Annotated in this window: 16 protein-coding genes; 9 read left to right on the top strand and 7 right to left on the bottom strand. The window is 54.8% G+C overall.

Annotated features, from left to right (window positions below):
* The first annotated feature begins 77 nt into the window (after window positions 1-77).
* Window positions 78-2123 carry a peptidyl-dipeptidase Dcp gene (gene dcp / locus LH23_RS15960; protein WP_039293129.1) on the top strand — a complete coding sequence of 682 codons (2046 nt, stop codon included), beginning with the start codon at window positions 78-80 and terminating at the stop codon, window positions 2121-2123.
* Between the two features lie 242 nt (window positions 2124-2365).
* On the opposite strand, the gene LH23_RS15965 is transcribed toward dcp, so the two are convergent.
* On the bottom strand, window positions 2366-3034 hold the full coding sequence (locus LH23_RS15965) for an epoxyqueuosine reductase QueH (RefSeq protein WP_039293132.1): 669 nt from the start codon (window positions 3032-3034) through the stop codon (window positions 2366-2368).
* Window positions 3035-3136: 102 nt separating this feature from the next.
* Between LH23_RS15965 and LH23_RS15970 the strand changes: the two genes are divergently transcribed.
* Window positions 3137-3688, top strand: coding sequence for an AAA family ATPase (locus tag LH23_RS15970; protein WP_039293136.1), 552 nt, complete (start codon window positions 3137-3139; stop codon window positions 3686-3688).
* Between the two features lie 31 nt (window positions 3689-3719).
* Here the strand turns inward: LH23_RS15970 and LH23_RS15975 are convergent, their stop codons facing one another.
* The gene (locus LH23_RS15975; RefSeq protein WP_008459134.1) at window positions 3720-4109 is read right to left on the bottom strand and encodes an acyl-CoA thioesterase; all 390 of its coding nucleotides are present in this window, start codon (window positions 4107-4109) and stop codon (window positions 3720-3722) included.
* A 117-nt stretch (window positions 4110-4226) separates the two neighbouring features.
* On the opposite strand from LH23_RS15975, the gene LH23_RS15980 reads away from it, so the two are divergent.
* Entirely contained in the window at window positions 4227-4415 is a 189-nt protein-coding gene (locus tag LH23_RS15980; protein WP_008459131.1) for a YdiH family protein, read from the top strand.
* A 42-nt stretch (window positions 4416-4457) separates the two neighbouring features.
* Here the strand turns inward: LH23_RS15980 and LH23_RS15985 are convergent, their stop codons facing one another.
* Together LH23_RS15985 and LH23_RS15990 are read right to left on the bottom strand one after the other, a co-directional pair.
* Window positions 4458-5081 (bottom strand): LysE family translocator, encoded by a 624-nt coding sequence (locus LH23_RS15985; protein WP_039293138.1) that lies wholly within the window; start codon window positions 5079-5081, stop codon window positions 4458-4460.
* 80 nt (window positions 5082-5161) lie between these two features.
* A complete protein-coding gene (locus LH23_RS15990; protein ID WP_039293143.1) occupies window positions 5162-6025 on the bottom strand; it encodes a LysR family transcriptional regulator in 864 nt (287 codons plus the stop codon).
* Window positions 6026-6113: 88 nt separating this feature from the next.
* Here LH23_RS15990 and LH23_RS15995 point away from each other — a divergent pair, with 88 nt between their 5' ends.
* The 3 genes from LH23_RS15995 (at window position 6114) to LH23_RS16005 (ending at window position 9019) form a co-directional block, all read left to right on the top strand.
* Window positions 6114-6569, top strand: coding sequence for a multidrug/biocide efflux PACE transporter (locus LH23_RS15995; protein ID WP_039293146.1), 456 nt, complete (start codon window positions 6114-6116; stop codon window positions 6567-6569).
* A gap of 100 nt (window positions 6570-6669) precedes the next feature.
* On the top strand, window positions 6670-8088 hold the full coding sequence (locus LH23_RS16000) for an aldehyde dehydrogenase family protein (protein WP_039293149.1): 1419 nt from the start codon (window positions 6670-6672) through the stop codon (window positions 8086-8088).
* A 1-nt stretch (window position 8089) separates the two neighbouring features.
* The gene (locus LH23_RS16005; RefSeq protein ID WP_039293152.1) at window positions 8090-9019 is read left to right on the top strand and encodes an AraC family transcriptional regulator; all 930 of its coding nucleotides are present in this window, start codon (window positions 8090-8092) and stop codon (window positions 9017-9019) included.
* Here LH23_RS16005 and tam read toward each other — a convergent pair.
* A complete protein-coding gene (gene tam / locus LH23_RS16010; protein WP_039293155.1) occupies window positions 9016-9774 on the bottom strand; it encodes a trans-aconitate 2-methyltransferase in 759 nt (252 codons plus the stop codon). The two genes, LH23_RS16005 and tam, sit on opposite strands and share 4 nt — an antisense overlap.
* 66 nt (window positions 9775-9840) lie before the next feature.
* On the opposite strand from tam, the gene LH23_RS16015 reads away from it, so the two are divergent.
* Window positions 9841-10131, top strand: coding sequence for a hypothetical protein (locus LH23_RS16015; RefSeq protein WP_039293158.1), 291 nt, complete (start codon window positions 9841-9843; stop codon window positions 10129-10131).
* Window positions 10132-10170: 39 nt separating this feature from the next.
* Here the strand turns inward: LH23_RS16015 and ydfZ are convergent, their stop codons facing one another.
* On the bottom strand, window positions 10171-10374 hold the full coding sequence (gene ydfZ / locus LH23_RS16020) for a putative selenium delivery protein YdfZ (protein ID WP_039296773.1): 204 nt from the start codon (window positions 10372-10374) through the stop codon (window positions 10171-10173).
* A 270-nt stretch (window positions 10375-10644) separates the two neighbouring features.
* On the opposite strand from ydfZ, the gene LH23_RS16025 reads away from it, so the two are divergent.
* Window positions 10645-11547, top strand: a complete 903-nt coding sequence (locus LH23_RS16025; protein ID WP_039293161.1) for an alpha/beta hydrolase — start codon at window positions 10645-10647, stop codon at window positions 11545-11547.
* 148 nt (window positions 11548-11695) lie between these two features.
* Window positions 11696-11953 carry a MafI family immunity protein gene (locus tag LH23_RS16030; protein WP_039293162.1) on the top strand — a complete coding sequence of 86 codons (258 nt, stop codon included), beginning with the start codon at window positions 11696-11698 and terminating at the stop codon, window positions 11951-11953.
* Window positions 11954-11998: 45 nt separating this feature from the next.
* Here LH23_RS16030 and LH23_RS16035 read toward each other — a convergent pair whose 3' ends face one another.
* Entirely contained in the window at window positions 11999-12358 is a 360-nt protein-coding gene (locus LH23_RS16035) for an RcnB family protein (protein WP_008459111.1), read from the bottom strand.
* Window positions 12359-12538: the final 180 nt, after the last annotated feature.

The following is a 12538-nucleotide window of genomic DNA, read 5'->3' on the forward strand; positions in this document are numbered from 1 at the left end:
AATCTTAGTTTTTCTTTTAAGAAACGAGGCTAAATGCGCTATAACTAACCCACATTTAAGGTCACCGGGAGTAGAGGATGTTGCAGAGCAACCCGTTTTTCCAGCCGAGTTTATTGCCTTATCAGGCCCCGCATTTTGATGAGATAACTAACGACCATTACCGACTGGCCTTCGATGAAGGTAAGCGCATCAAGCGTGAAGAAGTCGCCGCCATTGCCGGTAATCCGGCTGAGCCTACGTTTGAAAATACTTACCTGGCGCTGGAGAAAACCGGTGCGATGTTGGGCCGCGTGACCACCGTGTTCTACGCTATGACGTCGGCACACACCAACGATTTCCTCCAGCAGCTTGATGAAGAGTTCTCCACCGAACTGGCTGAGCTTGCCGATGAAATTCGCCTGAACGACACCTTATTCGCCCGGCTGAATAGCGTTTATCAGCAGCGCCACGATCTTAGCCTGGATGCGGAATCCCTGCGGCTGGTGGAGGTGACTTGGCAGTCGTTCAAGCTGGCGGGGGCCACATTAAGCCAGCAGGATAAAACGCAGCTGAAAGCGCTGAACAAAGAGAGCGCCCAGCTCACCAGCCAGTTCAACAATCGTCTTCATGCGGCGGATAAAGCCGGTGGGCTGGTGGTTGACCACGCTGAGGCGCTTAACGGCCTGACCAGCGCAGAAATTGCGGCTGCGGCTCAAGCAGCGGCGGACAAAGGCCTTCAGGGTAAATGGCTACTTCCGTTGCTGAATTTCACCCAGCAGCCCGCGTTACAAAGCCTGAGCAATCGCGCCACGCGAGAAGCGCTCTTCGAGGCTGGCTGGATGCGTTCCCAGCGAAACGATGCAAACGATACCCGTGCCATCGTCGGTCGTCTGGCTACGCTGCGGGCTGCACAAGCTCAGCTTTTGGGTTTTGAAAACTATGCGGCATGGAAAATGGCCGACCAGATGGCGAAAACTCCTGATGCGGCGCTGCGCTTTATGCGGAATATTGTCCCTGCGGCAACCGGGCGTGCGCGCCGCGAACTGAAAGATATTCAGGACGTCATTGATGCGCAAAACGGCGGCTTCCAGGCCACGGCATGGGACTGGCAGTTTTACGCCGAGCAGGTGCGTAGCGCGAAGTACGATCTCGATGAAGGGCAGATTAAACCGTATTTTGAACTGAATAGCGTGCTGACCAACGGCGTGTTCTGGGCCGCAAGCCAGCTCTTCGGGCTGCGTTTTGTGGAACGCTTTGATATCCCGACTTACCACCCGGATGTGCGCACCTGGGAGATTTTTGACAACGACGGGCGTGGTATGGCGCTGTTCTACGGTGATTTCTTCGCCCGCGACAGCAAAGGCGGCGGGGCGTGGATGGGGAACTTTGTCGAGCAATCCACGCTGTTTGACGCCATGCCGGTGATCTACAACGTTTGCAACTACACCAAACCGGCCAGCGGCGAGGCGGCACTGATTTCCTGGGACGATGTTATAACGCTGTTCCATGAGTTCGGCCACACGCTGCACGGCCTGTTTGCTACCCAGCGCTATGCGAGTCTGTCGGGGACCAACACACCGCGAGATTTTGTGGAGTTCCCTTCGCAGATTAACGAGCACTGGGCGAGCCATCCCGAGGTTTTTGCTAACTATGCCCGGCATCACCAGACCGGCGAGCCAATGCCGGAGTCGCTGCGCAGCAAACTGTTCCGCGCCGCGCAGTTCAACAAAGGCTACGACATGACCGAGCTGCTGGCGGCGGCGCTGCTGGACATGAACTGGCATAGTCTGGCGCCGGACACGGCTATTGAAGACGTGACGCGTTTTGAATGCGCAGCGCTGGAAAAAGAGCATATCAATCTGGCTGAAGTCCCGCCTCGCTACCGCAGCAGCTATTTTGCCCATATTTTCGGCGGCGGCTACGCGGCGGGGTATTACGCCTACATCTGGACGCAAATGTTAGCGGACGACGGTTATCAGTGGTTTGTGGAGCAGGGTGGGCTCAGCGCCGAAAGCGGCCAACGTTTCCGGGAGGCAATTCTTTCTCGTGGCAACAGCAGCGATCTGGAAGCGTTATACCGCGACTGGCGAGGGCACGATCCGCACAGCGAACCGATGCTGAAAAACCGAGGGCTGGCGGAGTAATAACGTCGAAGAAAGCGCTCTCACTAGTGTAGCCGCAGTGAAATCGCACTTAACGCAAACTGCAAAGCCCTGATTTGCGTTAAGTGCCTTAAAAATCAAGCAGAATATATCCGTGCAATGTGCAGGGTTGCTGGCTATAAATTGCAAACCTGCTCGGGAAAAAGCAGGGTACTTCTGGGTTATTTTGAACGATTACGGGGCCTGATCGATGTCGGCAGGCTCCCGGATTTTCACCCTTCGCTTTATGCTTCCGTTGACTCGTCGTCTTTCCCATAGAAAAGCTTGCCGATTTTAATCATCGGACGGTTATTGGCTTTCCGGTGCAGGTTGGTATCGCGCAGGGAATAGACGCAGCCGCAGTACTCTTGCTGATAGAACTGTTCGCGCTTGCTGATTTCAATCATGCGCGCGGAGCCGCCCTGTTTACGCCAGTTGTAATCCCAGTAGCTCATACCTTCATAAGGCGCGGCGGCACGGTGCCCACAGTCGTTAATCTGCTGCATGTTTTTCCAGCGGGAAATACCCAGCGAGCTGCTGATGACATTAAATCCGTGCTCATGCGCGTAAAGTGCGGTACGCTCGAAACGCATATCAAAGCACATTGTGCATCTGACCCCACGCTCCGGCTCCCACTCCATACCTTTCGCACGCTCAAACCAGTTATCGGTATCGTAATCCGCATCCACAAACGGCACGCCGTGCTGTTCCGCAAAGCGAATGTTTTCATCCTTGCGCAGTAAATACTCTTTCTGCGGGTGAATGTTTGGGTTGTAGAAGAACACGGTGTATTCGATACCGGACGCGTGTATGGCCTCCATGACTTCACCCGAGCAGGGGGCGCAGCAGGAGTGCAGCAGCAGTTTCTTCTCGTTGTTAGGCAGGTTCAAAACCGGCCGGATAAATTCTTGCATGCGGGTGATCCTAAGTCTTATTCACTTTTTTGCCAGAGGGTAGCAGGAACGAGGGCGTGGAATCACCATAAATCAGTTAAGAAAATAATGTTTGGGAGGTTTATGAACAATATTCAGGTGAAACGTGTGGTGCTTACCGGCGGGCCAGGTTCCGGGAAAAGTACCCTCATTAATGAGCTCAAACGCCGGGGTTTTGATTGTCAGCCGGAGGCCGGGAGGAGCATTATTCAGCACCAGCAGCAAATTGGCGGGCACGCCTTACCCTGGCAGGATCCTGCGGCATTTGCTGAGCAGATGCTTGGGTGGGAAATGCGTTCCTGGTATGGCGCAGACGAAAAACAACGTTATTGTTTTTACGATCGCGGCGTGCCGGACATCCTGGGTTATCTCACCCTGATGCAGTTGCCCATTCCCGATCATCTGTTGGAAGCCGTTAGGCGGTTTTCCTACCATTCTGATATTTTCCTGGCACCGCCCTGGAAGGCTATTTATGCCGGGGATGCAGAAAGAAAGCAGAGCTGGGAAGAGGCGGTACAGACTGCCGAGATTATGGCGGAAACCTACAGCAAACTAGGTTATCGAATCATTACCTTGCCGGCAGGGAGCGTGGAGTGGAGAACAGATTTTATCCTCCAGACGCTGGGGAAGCGTTAGCGAAGAGCGCATTGCCCTTCGCTAATCGACGTTAGAGCTGTTCCAGCGCGTTCAGCACGGCTTCCGGCATGGAAGGGCGGCCATTGGCCAGGCAGGTCGCGACAAACGTCGCTTCGGCATAGACCACGCCGTCAACTTTGATCTGCTGAGCGAAGTTCACGCGGTTGCGTTTCTCGTTACGCTCAAGCTGGCAGGTGACCTCAACGTTGTCGCCTTTCTGCAGGCTCTTACGAAAACGCAGAGAATACTCCAGCACCATATAGAGTTTGCCCTGGCGGAACTCTTCTTCGATATCAATGCCGAGCGCTTCGCGCATATAGGCGTGACGCGTCCACTCCATGTAAAACGGATAGTACAGGCCGTCGACTACGCCCTGAAAATCAATATGGCTTTCATCCACTTCATAATGCTTAGAAAACATGTTTCAGTCCTGATGTTGTTATAAAAGTTTAGCGCCAGAATTCCTGTCCTGGCTGTTTTTTGCACAGCGCGATGGTGGTACAATACTGTCGATTTCACAACCCAACAGAGGATTACCATGGACACCGAGATAACCCCAACCACGTTAGCGTTTGAATTTCTTCGTCGTGAACAAGAGCAGTTAACCCCCGCGCAATTCCTGATCCGCCTGCAGCAGCTTAAGCTGGAGTTTGCCGATCTGCTGGGTTTAACTCATCTCGAACTGCGTGAAGAGATTTTCCATGCGCACCGGTTGGGGATTCACTGATCCCTCTCTGTCTGAGCCACCCCAAGGGTGGCTTTCTGTTTTTTAGCGTGAGAAGAAAATTAGCTTCAGCCCCAAAATCCCCATCACGCCGCCCGCTAAGCGGTCAATTACGGTTTTAAAACGCAGGTAGGCATTGCGCGGCTTCTCGGAAGAGAGCACCAGCGTGACAATCGAATACCATCCCGCATCAATCACAAAGCACAGCACCGGCAGCACGACGTAGTAGAACGCCGGGATCTCGCGCGGCAGCAGCGCGGTAAAAATACTGGCAAACACGACGGCGGTTTTCGGGTTGCTCAGCTGAGTGAACAGCCCGTCGCGGAAAGTCGCCATCATGCTTTTATCGCTTTTCCCCACGGCGCCAACGTGCAGCGGTTCGCGCGAGTGTTTGATGATCTTATACGCCAGCCACAGCAGATAAAGCCCTCCGGCTATCTTGATCCCGGTATAAGCCACCGGCACCGCCAGCAGAAAAGCCTGCAGACCCAGCAGCGCCATCAGTGAAAACGCCGCCGCTCCGACGCCAGTCCCTAGTGCGGTCACCAGGCCATGCGCGCGGGAACGGGCCACGGCATTCTGGGCGACATAAACAAAGCTTGGGCCGGGGCTCATGGCGCCCAGCGCGATAGTTGCGGTAATAGCAAAAAGGGGTGTAATAACGCTCATTTACGGGATCCGGTTGGTGGGAAAACAATTTTTTAACCTGAAAGCGCAAGAGGTGACAACCGCAAGTGTGTGCCGATTTATTACCGCCGCTCGCGCAGCCGGTCGATCATCCAGCGGCCAGCCGGGCCGGGCGGCGTTTTGTTCGACCAGGCGACATCCACCTCAAGATTCTGCGGCCAGCCTTCCACCTTCAGCGGCTTAAGCACGCCGTGTCCAAACTGGTTCACCAACCAGCTCGGCAAAATCCCCCAGCCAAACCCCTGTTCCGCCATCTCAAGCAGCAGCAGTAAAGACGGAGACGACCAGATGGGGCCGCGCGCGGCGACCTTGCCGGGGCGCACAAAGGTTTTAAGCACCAGCTGCCGCACGGTATGCAGCTCATCCATCCGCACCTCTGTCTGCTTCGCAAGCGGGTGATCGCGATGGATAAAAATAGTCATTTCTGCGCCGACCTGGAGACGGGCGACGGTGATATCCGGCGGGTAACTCTCCTGCACGCGCAGGACACCGACGTGGGCGCGACCGATCTGTAGACTATCAATTACGTCTTCATCTTCGGCAATAATGCATTCAAATTCGATATCCGGATAACGATCGGAAAACTGCTGCAGGATGGATTCGTGGTGGGCGGTTTGCCACATGTCGGAAAGCACAAAAGTCAGGCGTGGTTCGACGTTGTCTGCCAGCCGGACGGATACTTCATCCAACCGCTCGCTGGCGGCAAAAATCGCCTGCACATAGGGCAAAACCCGCTGCCCGTGCGGGGTGAGCGTTGGCTGCCTGGCGTGGCGGTCAAACAGGGTGACGCCGAGATCGGCCTCCAGGTTGGCAATGGCGCTGCTGATGGTGGACTGGCTCTTTTTAAGCTTACGCGCGGCGGCGGAAAAAGAACCCGTTTCAACGGCCTGCAAAAATGCTTCCAGTGATTCCGGGGAGTAACGCATAAACTATCGCTTTTATCGATGGCTGTTAGCTATATCATATCAACAATTACGATGATAATGGCGGCCTTGTGAAAAAGGAGTCATCAAAATGAAATCGCAAAACAACAGAAGCCTGTCTGAGCGCATTGTGCATGCCGTCGGCTTCGAGGCCATCGCCATCGGTATCTGTGCGCCAACGGCCGCGTGGCTGATGAACAAACCGCTGTTCCAGATGGGCGCGCTGGCCATCATGCTGTCCACCGTCGCAATGGTCTGGAACATTATTTACAACGCCGGGTTTGATAAATTTTACCCGCCGTCACGCAAGCGTGGCATGGGGCTGCGCGTTGCCCACGCGCTGGGCTTTGAAGGGGGCTTTATTCTGATTGGCCTGCCGCTCGCCGCGTGGATGCTGAACGTCACGCTGCTCCAGGCGCTAATGGTAGAGATTGGTTTCTTCCTGTTCTTCCTGCCGTACACCGTGGCTTATAACTGGTGCTACGACTGGCTGCGCGCCAAACGCTTTCAGAACGTGGCCAGCAGAGAGATGAAAAAACAGTCCTGATTTGCAGGATTGTGCAAGCATCAAACAGGATTGCGCTACAGGAAAACGGGCGTGTTCGACGACACTTTAAGCGTCAAACACACCCCCTGGAGCGCAAAAAATGAAAACCATCGACACCCTCTATATTAACGGTCAGCACGTCACGCCCCACGGCACTGAGGTGCTGACCTTAATTCATCCCGTCAGCGAACAACCTGTCGCTCAGGTTCGCCTGGCAGACGAAGAAGACACCCGCCTTGCCATCGCCGCCGCAAAAGCCGCTTTTCCGCAAATGCGCCTCTCCAGCCGCGAACAAAGAATGATTTGGCTGCAGCTGCTGCACGACGCCGTGAAAGCGCGTGAAGATGAGCTGGTGGAGACCATGGTGGATGAATACGGCTGCCCGGTCGCTTTCGCCCAAAGCACCGTGGCGCGCTCGTACAACAGCTTCCTGCAGGCTATCGATCTGCTGAAAGACTATGCCTTTGAAACGCAGGCTGGAATGGCGAAAGTGGTCATGGAGCCGCTGGGCGTAGTGGGGCTCATTACCCCGTGGAACGCTAACTACGGATTTATCGCCGGCAAACTGTCGATGGTGATTGCCTCCGGCAGCACCGCAGTTATCAAGCCCAGCGAACTCAGCGCCCGGCAAACGGCGATCATCACGGAATGCTTGCATGCAGCCGGGCTGCCCGACGGCGTGATTAATATCGTTACTGGTTTGGGCAATGTGGTTGGGGCGGAAATCACGCGTCACCCGGACGTGGCTAAAATCTCGTTCACTGGCTCAACGGCGGTAGGCAAAACGATTGCCCGCGATGGGGCGGCCACCATGAAGCGCGTCACGCTTGAGCTTGGCGGCAAGTCTGCCAACGTGCTGCTGGACGATGCCGATCTGGACACCGCCATTCCTTTGGCGCTGCAGGTGATGAGCTGGAACAGCGGCCAGGCCTGTATCGCAGGGACACGGCTGCTGGTGCCAGAAAGCAAGCTTGCAGAAGTCAAAGCGCAAATTCTCAAACATCTGTCTATTCTGGTACCCGGCAACCCGCGGGATCCGAAAACGAACATCGGAGCCGCCGTGACTGCCCGCCAGTACCAGCGCGTGCAGGAGTATATTCGTAACGGAATGGCCGAAGGGGCGGAGCTGCTTTGCGGCGGAGAAGGGCGTCCAGAGGGGCTGGAAAGCGGTTACTTTGTAAAACCGACTGTGTTTGTGAACGTGCGTAACGACATGACCATCGCCCAGCAGGAAATTTTTGGCCCGGTGCTGTCGGTCATTACCTACCGCGATGATGCCGAAGCGGTGCAGATTGCCAACGATACGGTTTATGGCCTGCAGGCCTACGTCAGCGGGAAAGATGCTGCACGCACTGCGGCCGTTGCCAGTCAGCTTATTGCGGGGCGCGTGTTCGTCAACGGCGTTTATGATGAACCGCTCGCGCCGTTCGGCGGTTTTAAACAGTCCGGTCTTGGTCGTGAATTTGGTACTTACGGGCTGGAAGCGTATCTTGAACCCAAAGCCATCATGGGGCAGTAATATGCAACAATCTGAGCGGCCTTCGGGCCGCATTATTGAAGAGCTACACCAGCGCGTAGCCCGTCGTTACCCGGCGGGCGGCGGCGGGGTGAAAGAGCTGAGCTGCGCGCTGCCGTGGCTCAGCTTTATTCGCATTGAACAGCCGACTCTGCTCAATCGCGGGATGCTTTCTCCGTCCATGTGCATGGTGCTGCAGGGCAGCAAAAAAATGCTCATCGGTGACAACGTCACGGAATACGGCCCTGGCAGCTATTCGCTGGCCGCCGTGGATATGCCGGTGTCCGGGCAGGTGACCCGTGCCAGCGAAGCAGAGCCTTACTACGGCGTGCGTATCGATCTCGACGGGAAAGAAATTGCCGACCTGATCATGAACATGAACGTGGTGCTGCCGGACGGCAACGGGGAGAAAACCGGGGCCTGGGTCGCCGCCGCGGAAGAAGAACTCCAGGCCGCTTTTCTGCGCCTGGTCACGCTGCTGGACAGCCCGCAGCATCTGAATGCTCTCGCGCCGCTCATCAAGCAAGAAATACTTTACCGGCTGGTTATCGCTCCCGCCGGGGCTTCATTCTGGAAACAGGCGTTGGGCTGGTCGCAGGGCAAAGGCGTGGGGGAAGCCATTAACTGGATCAAAGAGAATTACGCCGAGCCGCTGGTTATTGATGAGCTGGCGAAGCGCGTGGGAATGAGCGCCTCCAGCCTGCATCACCGCTTCAAAGCCCTGACGATCATGAGCCCGCTGCAGTACCAAAAGCAGCTTCGCCTGCTGGAGGCTCGCCGCCGTTTATTGAGTTGCGAAGGTGATGTGGCAAGCATTGCCTGGAAGGTGGGCTATGACTCTCCCTCCCAGTTTAACCGGGAATACCGCCGGGCATTTGGCGCGTCGCCGCTGCAGGACATTGATGCCCTGCGCCAGCAGGGCACCTCGTTCTAGACCGTTTTCCGCGCCACAATAAACAGGCGAGGGAACGGCATCAGCACGTTACCGTCATGCTGCTTGCGGTAGGCGCGCTGCAGCAGCTGGTGGTAGCGCTCAAGAAACGCTTCCTGTTGAATCGAGTCCAACCCGTTCAGGTAAGGGCGCAGGCCCGTCGAGCTTAACCATTCAATGATGGCGCGGGCCGACGGCATGACGTGGAAATACGTCGTGCGCCAGATATCCACTGTGCAGCCGCTTTCGGCCAGCAGATCGTAATATTCCTGAGCCGTCAGCAAGGCTTCGCGGCTTGAACGTGAGATCCCCAGTTCATCTGCCACCTGGCGCATCAAGGTATGCGTCGGTTCCTGCCAGTTATCGGGCATTTGCACCGCCAGCACGCCGCCGTCTGCCAGCTGCGCGGCGAGATGCGGGAAGACCTGCTTATGGTTGGCTATCCACTGTAGAGAGGCGTTGGCGAAGATCACATCCTGCTTCACCGCGGGCTGCCAGGTAGCGATATCCGCCTCTTCAAAGCGGCAGTCAGGCAGCGCGGCACCGGCTTTGGCGAGCATCGCGGGAGAGTTATCCAGCCCGGTAATTGTGGCCTTTGGCGCCAGATTACGCAGCAGCGCCGTGGAGTTGCCGGGGCCGCAGCCCAAATCGGTAAAGGTGTTTGCTCCAGGGTGGTTAATTCGGGCAACCAACTCAGCGGCCGGGCGGGTACGTTCAGCTTCAAACTGCAAATAGAGCGCGGGGTTCCAGTCCTGCATCGTTTTATCCTCTTTGCTTTGCTAACATTGCCGACAAATTATTTTATACGCTATTGAAGGTAACGCATGGCTAAACATCCGGTTGGCAAATATTTGAGACTAGAGCTCACCCATAACGACAATGACCTGCTGATTTATGTGGTGAAGGGCAGCCGCATCGAAGACATGCCGCCTGACGAAGATGAGGATTATCCTGGGGAAATGCACCTGGCGATGCCGAAAATGAACCGGGAGCTGGATGCCGAGCTGGCGCGTTTGCTGGATGAAGCCTCCGGTGGTGATGTTATCGTGATTATCTGTGCCGCTGACAGCGTGTTTGAGCACGGTTTTTCGCAGGTCAGGGCGCTGCGTAAATAAAATCAGTTACCCGGCGGCAGGCCGGGTAATTTTTAGCAATTAATGTAAGCCCAGGCGGAATAACTCCGTCGGTTCAAATTGCCCTTCACAACCTTCCACTTCCACGCATTTGCTGCGGCGAATTTGCTCGGCATTCTTACCTTCACCGTGAATGGCTTTAATCAGCCCGGTTTTGCCTGTGCCGTTAATCAAAACGCGGCTGCCGGTAGTAATGGCGTTACGGTTGCGGTCCCAGGTCATCATCATGTTGAGCACTCCTCTTAACGAATGAAACAGTTTGACCGGAGCCTATTTAAGGCCGATGCGAGGCGGGATTCATTAATCAAAATCAAATTGTATGATGAATTGGCTATTATTTTGCGATGAGTAAAGTGGACAGAATAATTTCCACCAGGTGGTTTTTCTCCATAATTAACTCAAGCGAAACGGCTGGTTACGTATTACTGGTTTAGAATATGACTTTAGACACACTCTTTTGGCATAGTGATTAACCTGTGTTGTCAGGAGCTTACTATGGATCGTCGCCATTTTATTACCTGTGTTACTGCTGGTTTACTCGCGGCTAAAGCGGGTGTTTCTTTTGCTGCATCGGGCGTGAAGCGCACGGTTATTCCGCTGTGGAAAGGCACACCTCCCGGCGGCGGTGGGCCGACAGGAAGTATCCAGACTTCGGCGCGCGGGGCGCAAAGCAATATTGCGATCCCGATTCTGACCGTGATTGAACCGGAGTCACCTAATGGCCATGCCGTGCTGGTGGCTGCGGGCGGGGGATATAAACGCATTGAAATGGGGTCAGAAGCCTGGCCTGCGGCAGAATGGCTGGTGGCGCGTGGGTATACGGCTTACGTGCTGAGCTACCGTTTGCCGTCGGAAGGCTGGGCTGACGGCAATCTGGTTGCTTTGCAGGACGCGCAGCGCGCCTTAAGAATCGTGCGCGATCGTGAACATAACGTCAGCGTACTGGGCTTTTCCGCCGGTGGGCATCTGCTTGGCCTCGCCGCTACGCGTCCCGATTTCCGCTCGTATCCAAAGCAGGATCGTTTAGATGATAAACCCGCTTTTGCTGACAAGGCCGCGTTAATTTATCCGGTTATTACGCTGGAAAAACCTTACGAGCACACCTCCACGCACAAGATTCTTGTCGGTAAGGATGCTTCATCATCTGAGAACGCCGCCTGGTCCGTGCAGAATTATGTCACCCCGCATTCGCCGCCGTTCTTCCTGGTCCAGGCAGAAGACGACCCCATTTCCGACCCGCAAAATACGCTGATTATGGCCGCAGCCTGCGAGCAGCAGCATGTTCCGGTTGAAATGCACCGCTACAGCAGCGGCGGCCACGGTTTTGGTATGGGTAAACCCGGCACGCCGACCGTGAAATGGCCCGAGCATTACGCGAAATGGCTGGCGAAAAGTTAGCGCCGGATCGTTATCTAAAATAAGTATTACGTAGCCCCCTCAAGAATTTCCCCCGCAATCCGATATCCATAGGGATGTATTTCGGCAGGATGCCGTTTCCCATTCCCAATGATGGCACGCAAATAACAATTAACTTTACGTGGTCAATATGGATATCAACGAAAAAATCAAAACCTTTGGTGAGGCTCTTAAAAACCGGCTCGATTCGTCACTCATTGACTTCGCGCTGGAATATATCGACTTCTCAGAAAATGTACTGGCTTTTGAAACGCTGTGTGGACATATCGCAAATTATCAGGTGCGTATTAGCCCTGATGAGTACAGGCAGGTATTGGATATTGCGGGGCTACTGGAGATCGATAATCAATATGCTGAAATCGATCCCCTGAGAAATTTATTAAATTAAACCCTTTCGGTCTTAAGGATATCCAGCCTCAGGGTTGGATTATCCTTAGTGCTGATAAAAAATATCGCCCGCCATTGCCTGAAGGATTTTTCCTTCGGCGTCGGTAATTAAGACGTAGTTGCCGCCCATGTAAGTCCAGTGACTACCGGCCTGTGGTGCAGGAAGATGGCGAAGCTGCCAGCTTTTGATGTTATAGGGTTCGGTACGATAGATGTCTGGCGCAATGTCGCCGATCTTGTACATTTTGAAATCTGAGGAGAATTCTTTCAGTTCATAGGACTGTGCCGACGTGCCCGGTGCCGTCGCTTTTAGTTGCTTGTCCCCTGAATAGGCAAAGGCCAGAGAGGGCAGCGCGCCCGCGAGCCATACCGCTGTTAATACCGCTACTTTTGTTGACTTGCGCATAAATTCTCCAGAGTGAATCCAGTCTGCTTTTGTTGATTCCATATAGGAAGACAACAAATTGTGCCGATTTACTCATTACGCGCTGTATTTTTTTGTTAGCAAATCCTCCACCGCGGTGGGGCAGAAATGAAAACGCCTCCCGGAAAGTTTATTTCGCGAGAGGCGTTGTAGGTGGGGGAA

It is taken from the genome of Cedecea neteri (assembly GCF_000758305.1).
In the GTDB taxonomy this organism is placed as follows: Bacteria; Pseudomonadota; Gammaproteobacteria; order Enterobacterales; family Enterobacteriaceae; genus Cedecea; species Cedecea neteri_C.

What these genes read in the sequence shown, in the direction of transcription:
- LH23_RS16030 (WP_039293162.1), top strand. Translation starts at nt 11,696, where the DNA reads ATGGATATCAACGAAAAAATCAAAACCTTTGGTGAGGCTCTTAAAAAC.
- LH23_RS16000 (WP_039293149.1), top strand. Translation starts at nt 6,670, where the DNA reads ATGAAAACCATCGACACCCTCTATATTAACGGTCAGCACGTCACGCCC.
- LH23_RS15990 (WP_039293143.1), bottom strand. Translation starts at nt 6,025, where the DNA reads ATGCGTTACTCCCCGGAATCACTGGAAGCATTTTTGCAGGCCGTTGAA.
- LH23_RS16025 (WP_039293161.1), top strand. Translation starts at nt 10,645, where the DNA reads ATGGATCGTCGCCATTTTATTACCTGTGTTACTGCTGGTTTACTCGCG.
- ydfZ (WP_039296773.1), bottom strand. Translation starts at nt 10,374, where the DNA reads ATGATGACCTGGGACCGCAACCGTAACGCCATTACTACCGGCAGCCGC.
- LH23_RS15970 (WP_039293136.1), top strand. Translation starts at nt 3,137, where the DNA reads ATGAACAATATTCAGGTGAAACGTGTGGTGCTTACCGGCGGGCCAGGT.
- LH23_RS16005 (WP_039293152.1), top strand. Translation starts at nt 8,090, where the DNA reads ATGCAACAATCTGAGCGGCCTTCGGGCCGCATTATTGAAGAGCTACAC.
- LH23_RS15965 (WP_039293132.1), bottom strand. Translation starts at nt 3,034, where the DNA reads ATGCAAGAATTTATCCGGCCGGTTTTGAACCTGCCTAACAACGAGAAG.
- LH23_RS16035 (WP_008459111.1), bottom strand. Translation starts at nt 12,358, where the DNA reads ATGCGCAAGTCAACAAAAGTAGCGGTATTAACAGCGGTATGGCTCGCG.
- dcp (WP_039293129.1), top strand. Translation starts at nt 78, where the DNA reads ATGTTGCAGAGCAACCCGTTTTTCCAGCCGAGTTTATTGCCTTATCAG.
- LH23_RS15975 (WP_008459134.1), bottom strand. Translation starts at nt 4,109, where the DNA reads ATGTTTTCTAAGCATTATGAAGTGGATGAAAGCCATATTGATTTTCAG.
- LH23_RS16015 (WP_039293158.1), top strand. Translation starts at nt 9,841, where the DNA reads ATGGCTAAACATCCGGTTGGCAAATATTTGAGACTAGAGCTCACCCAT.
- tam (WP_039293155.1), bottom strand. Translation starts at nt 9,774, where the DNA reads ATGCAGGACTGGAACCCCGCGCTCTATTTGCAGTTTGAAGCTGAACGT.
- LH23_RS15995 (WP_039293146.1), top strand. Translation starts at nt 6,114, where the DNA reads ATGAAATCGCAAAACAACAGAAGCCTGTCTGAGCGCATTGTGCATGCC.
- LH23_RS15980 (WP_008459131.1), top strand. Translation starts at nt 4,227, where the DNA reads ATGGACACCGAGATAACCCCAACCACGTTAGCGTTTGAATTTCTTCGT.
- LH23_RS15985 (WP_039293138.1), bottom strand. Translation starts at nt 5,081, where the DNA reads ATGAGCGTTATTACACCCCTTTTTGCTATTACCGCAACTATCGCGCTG.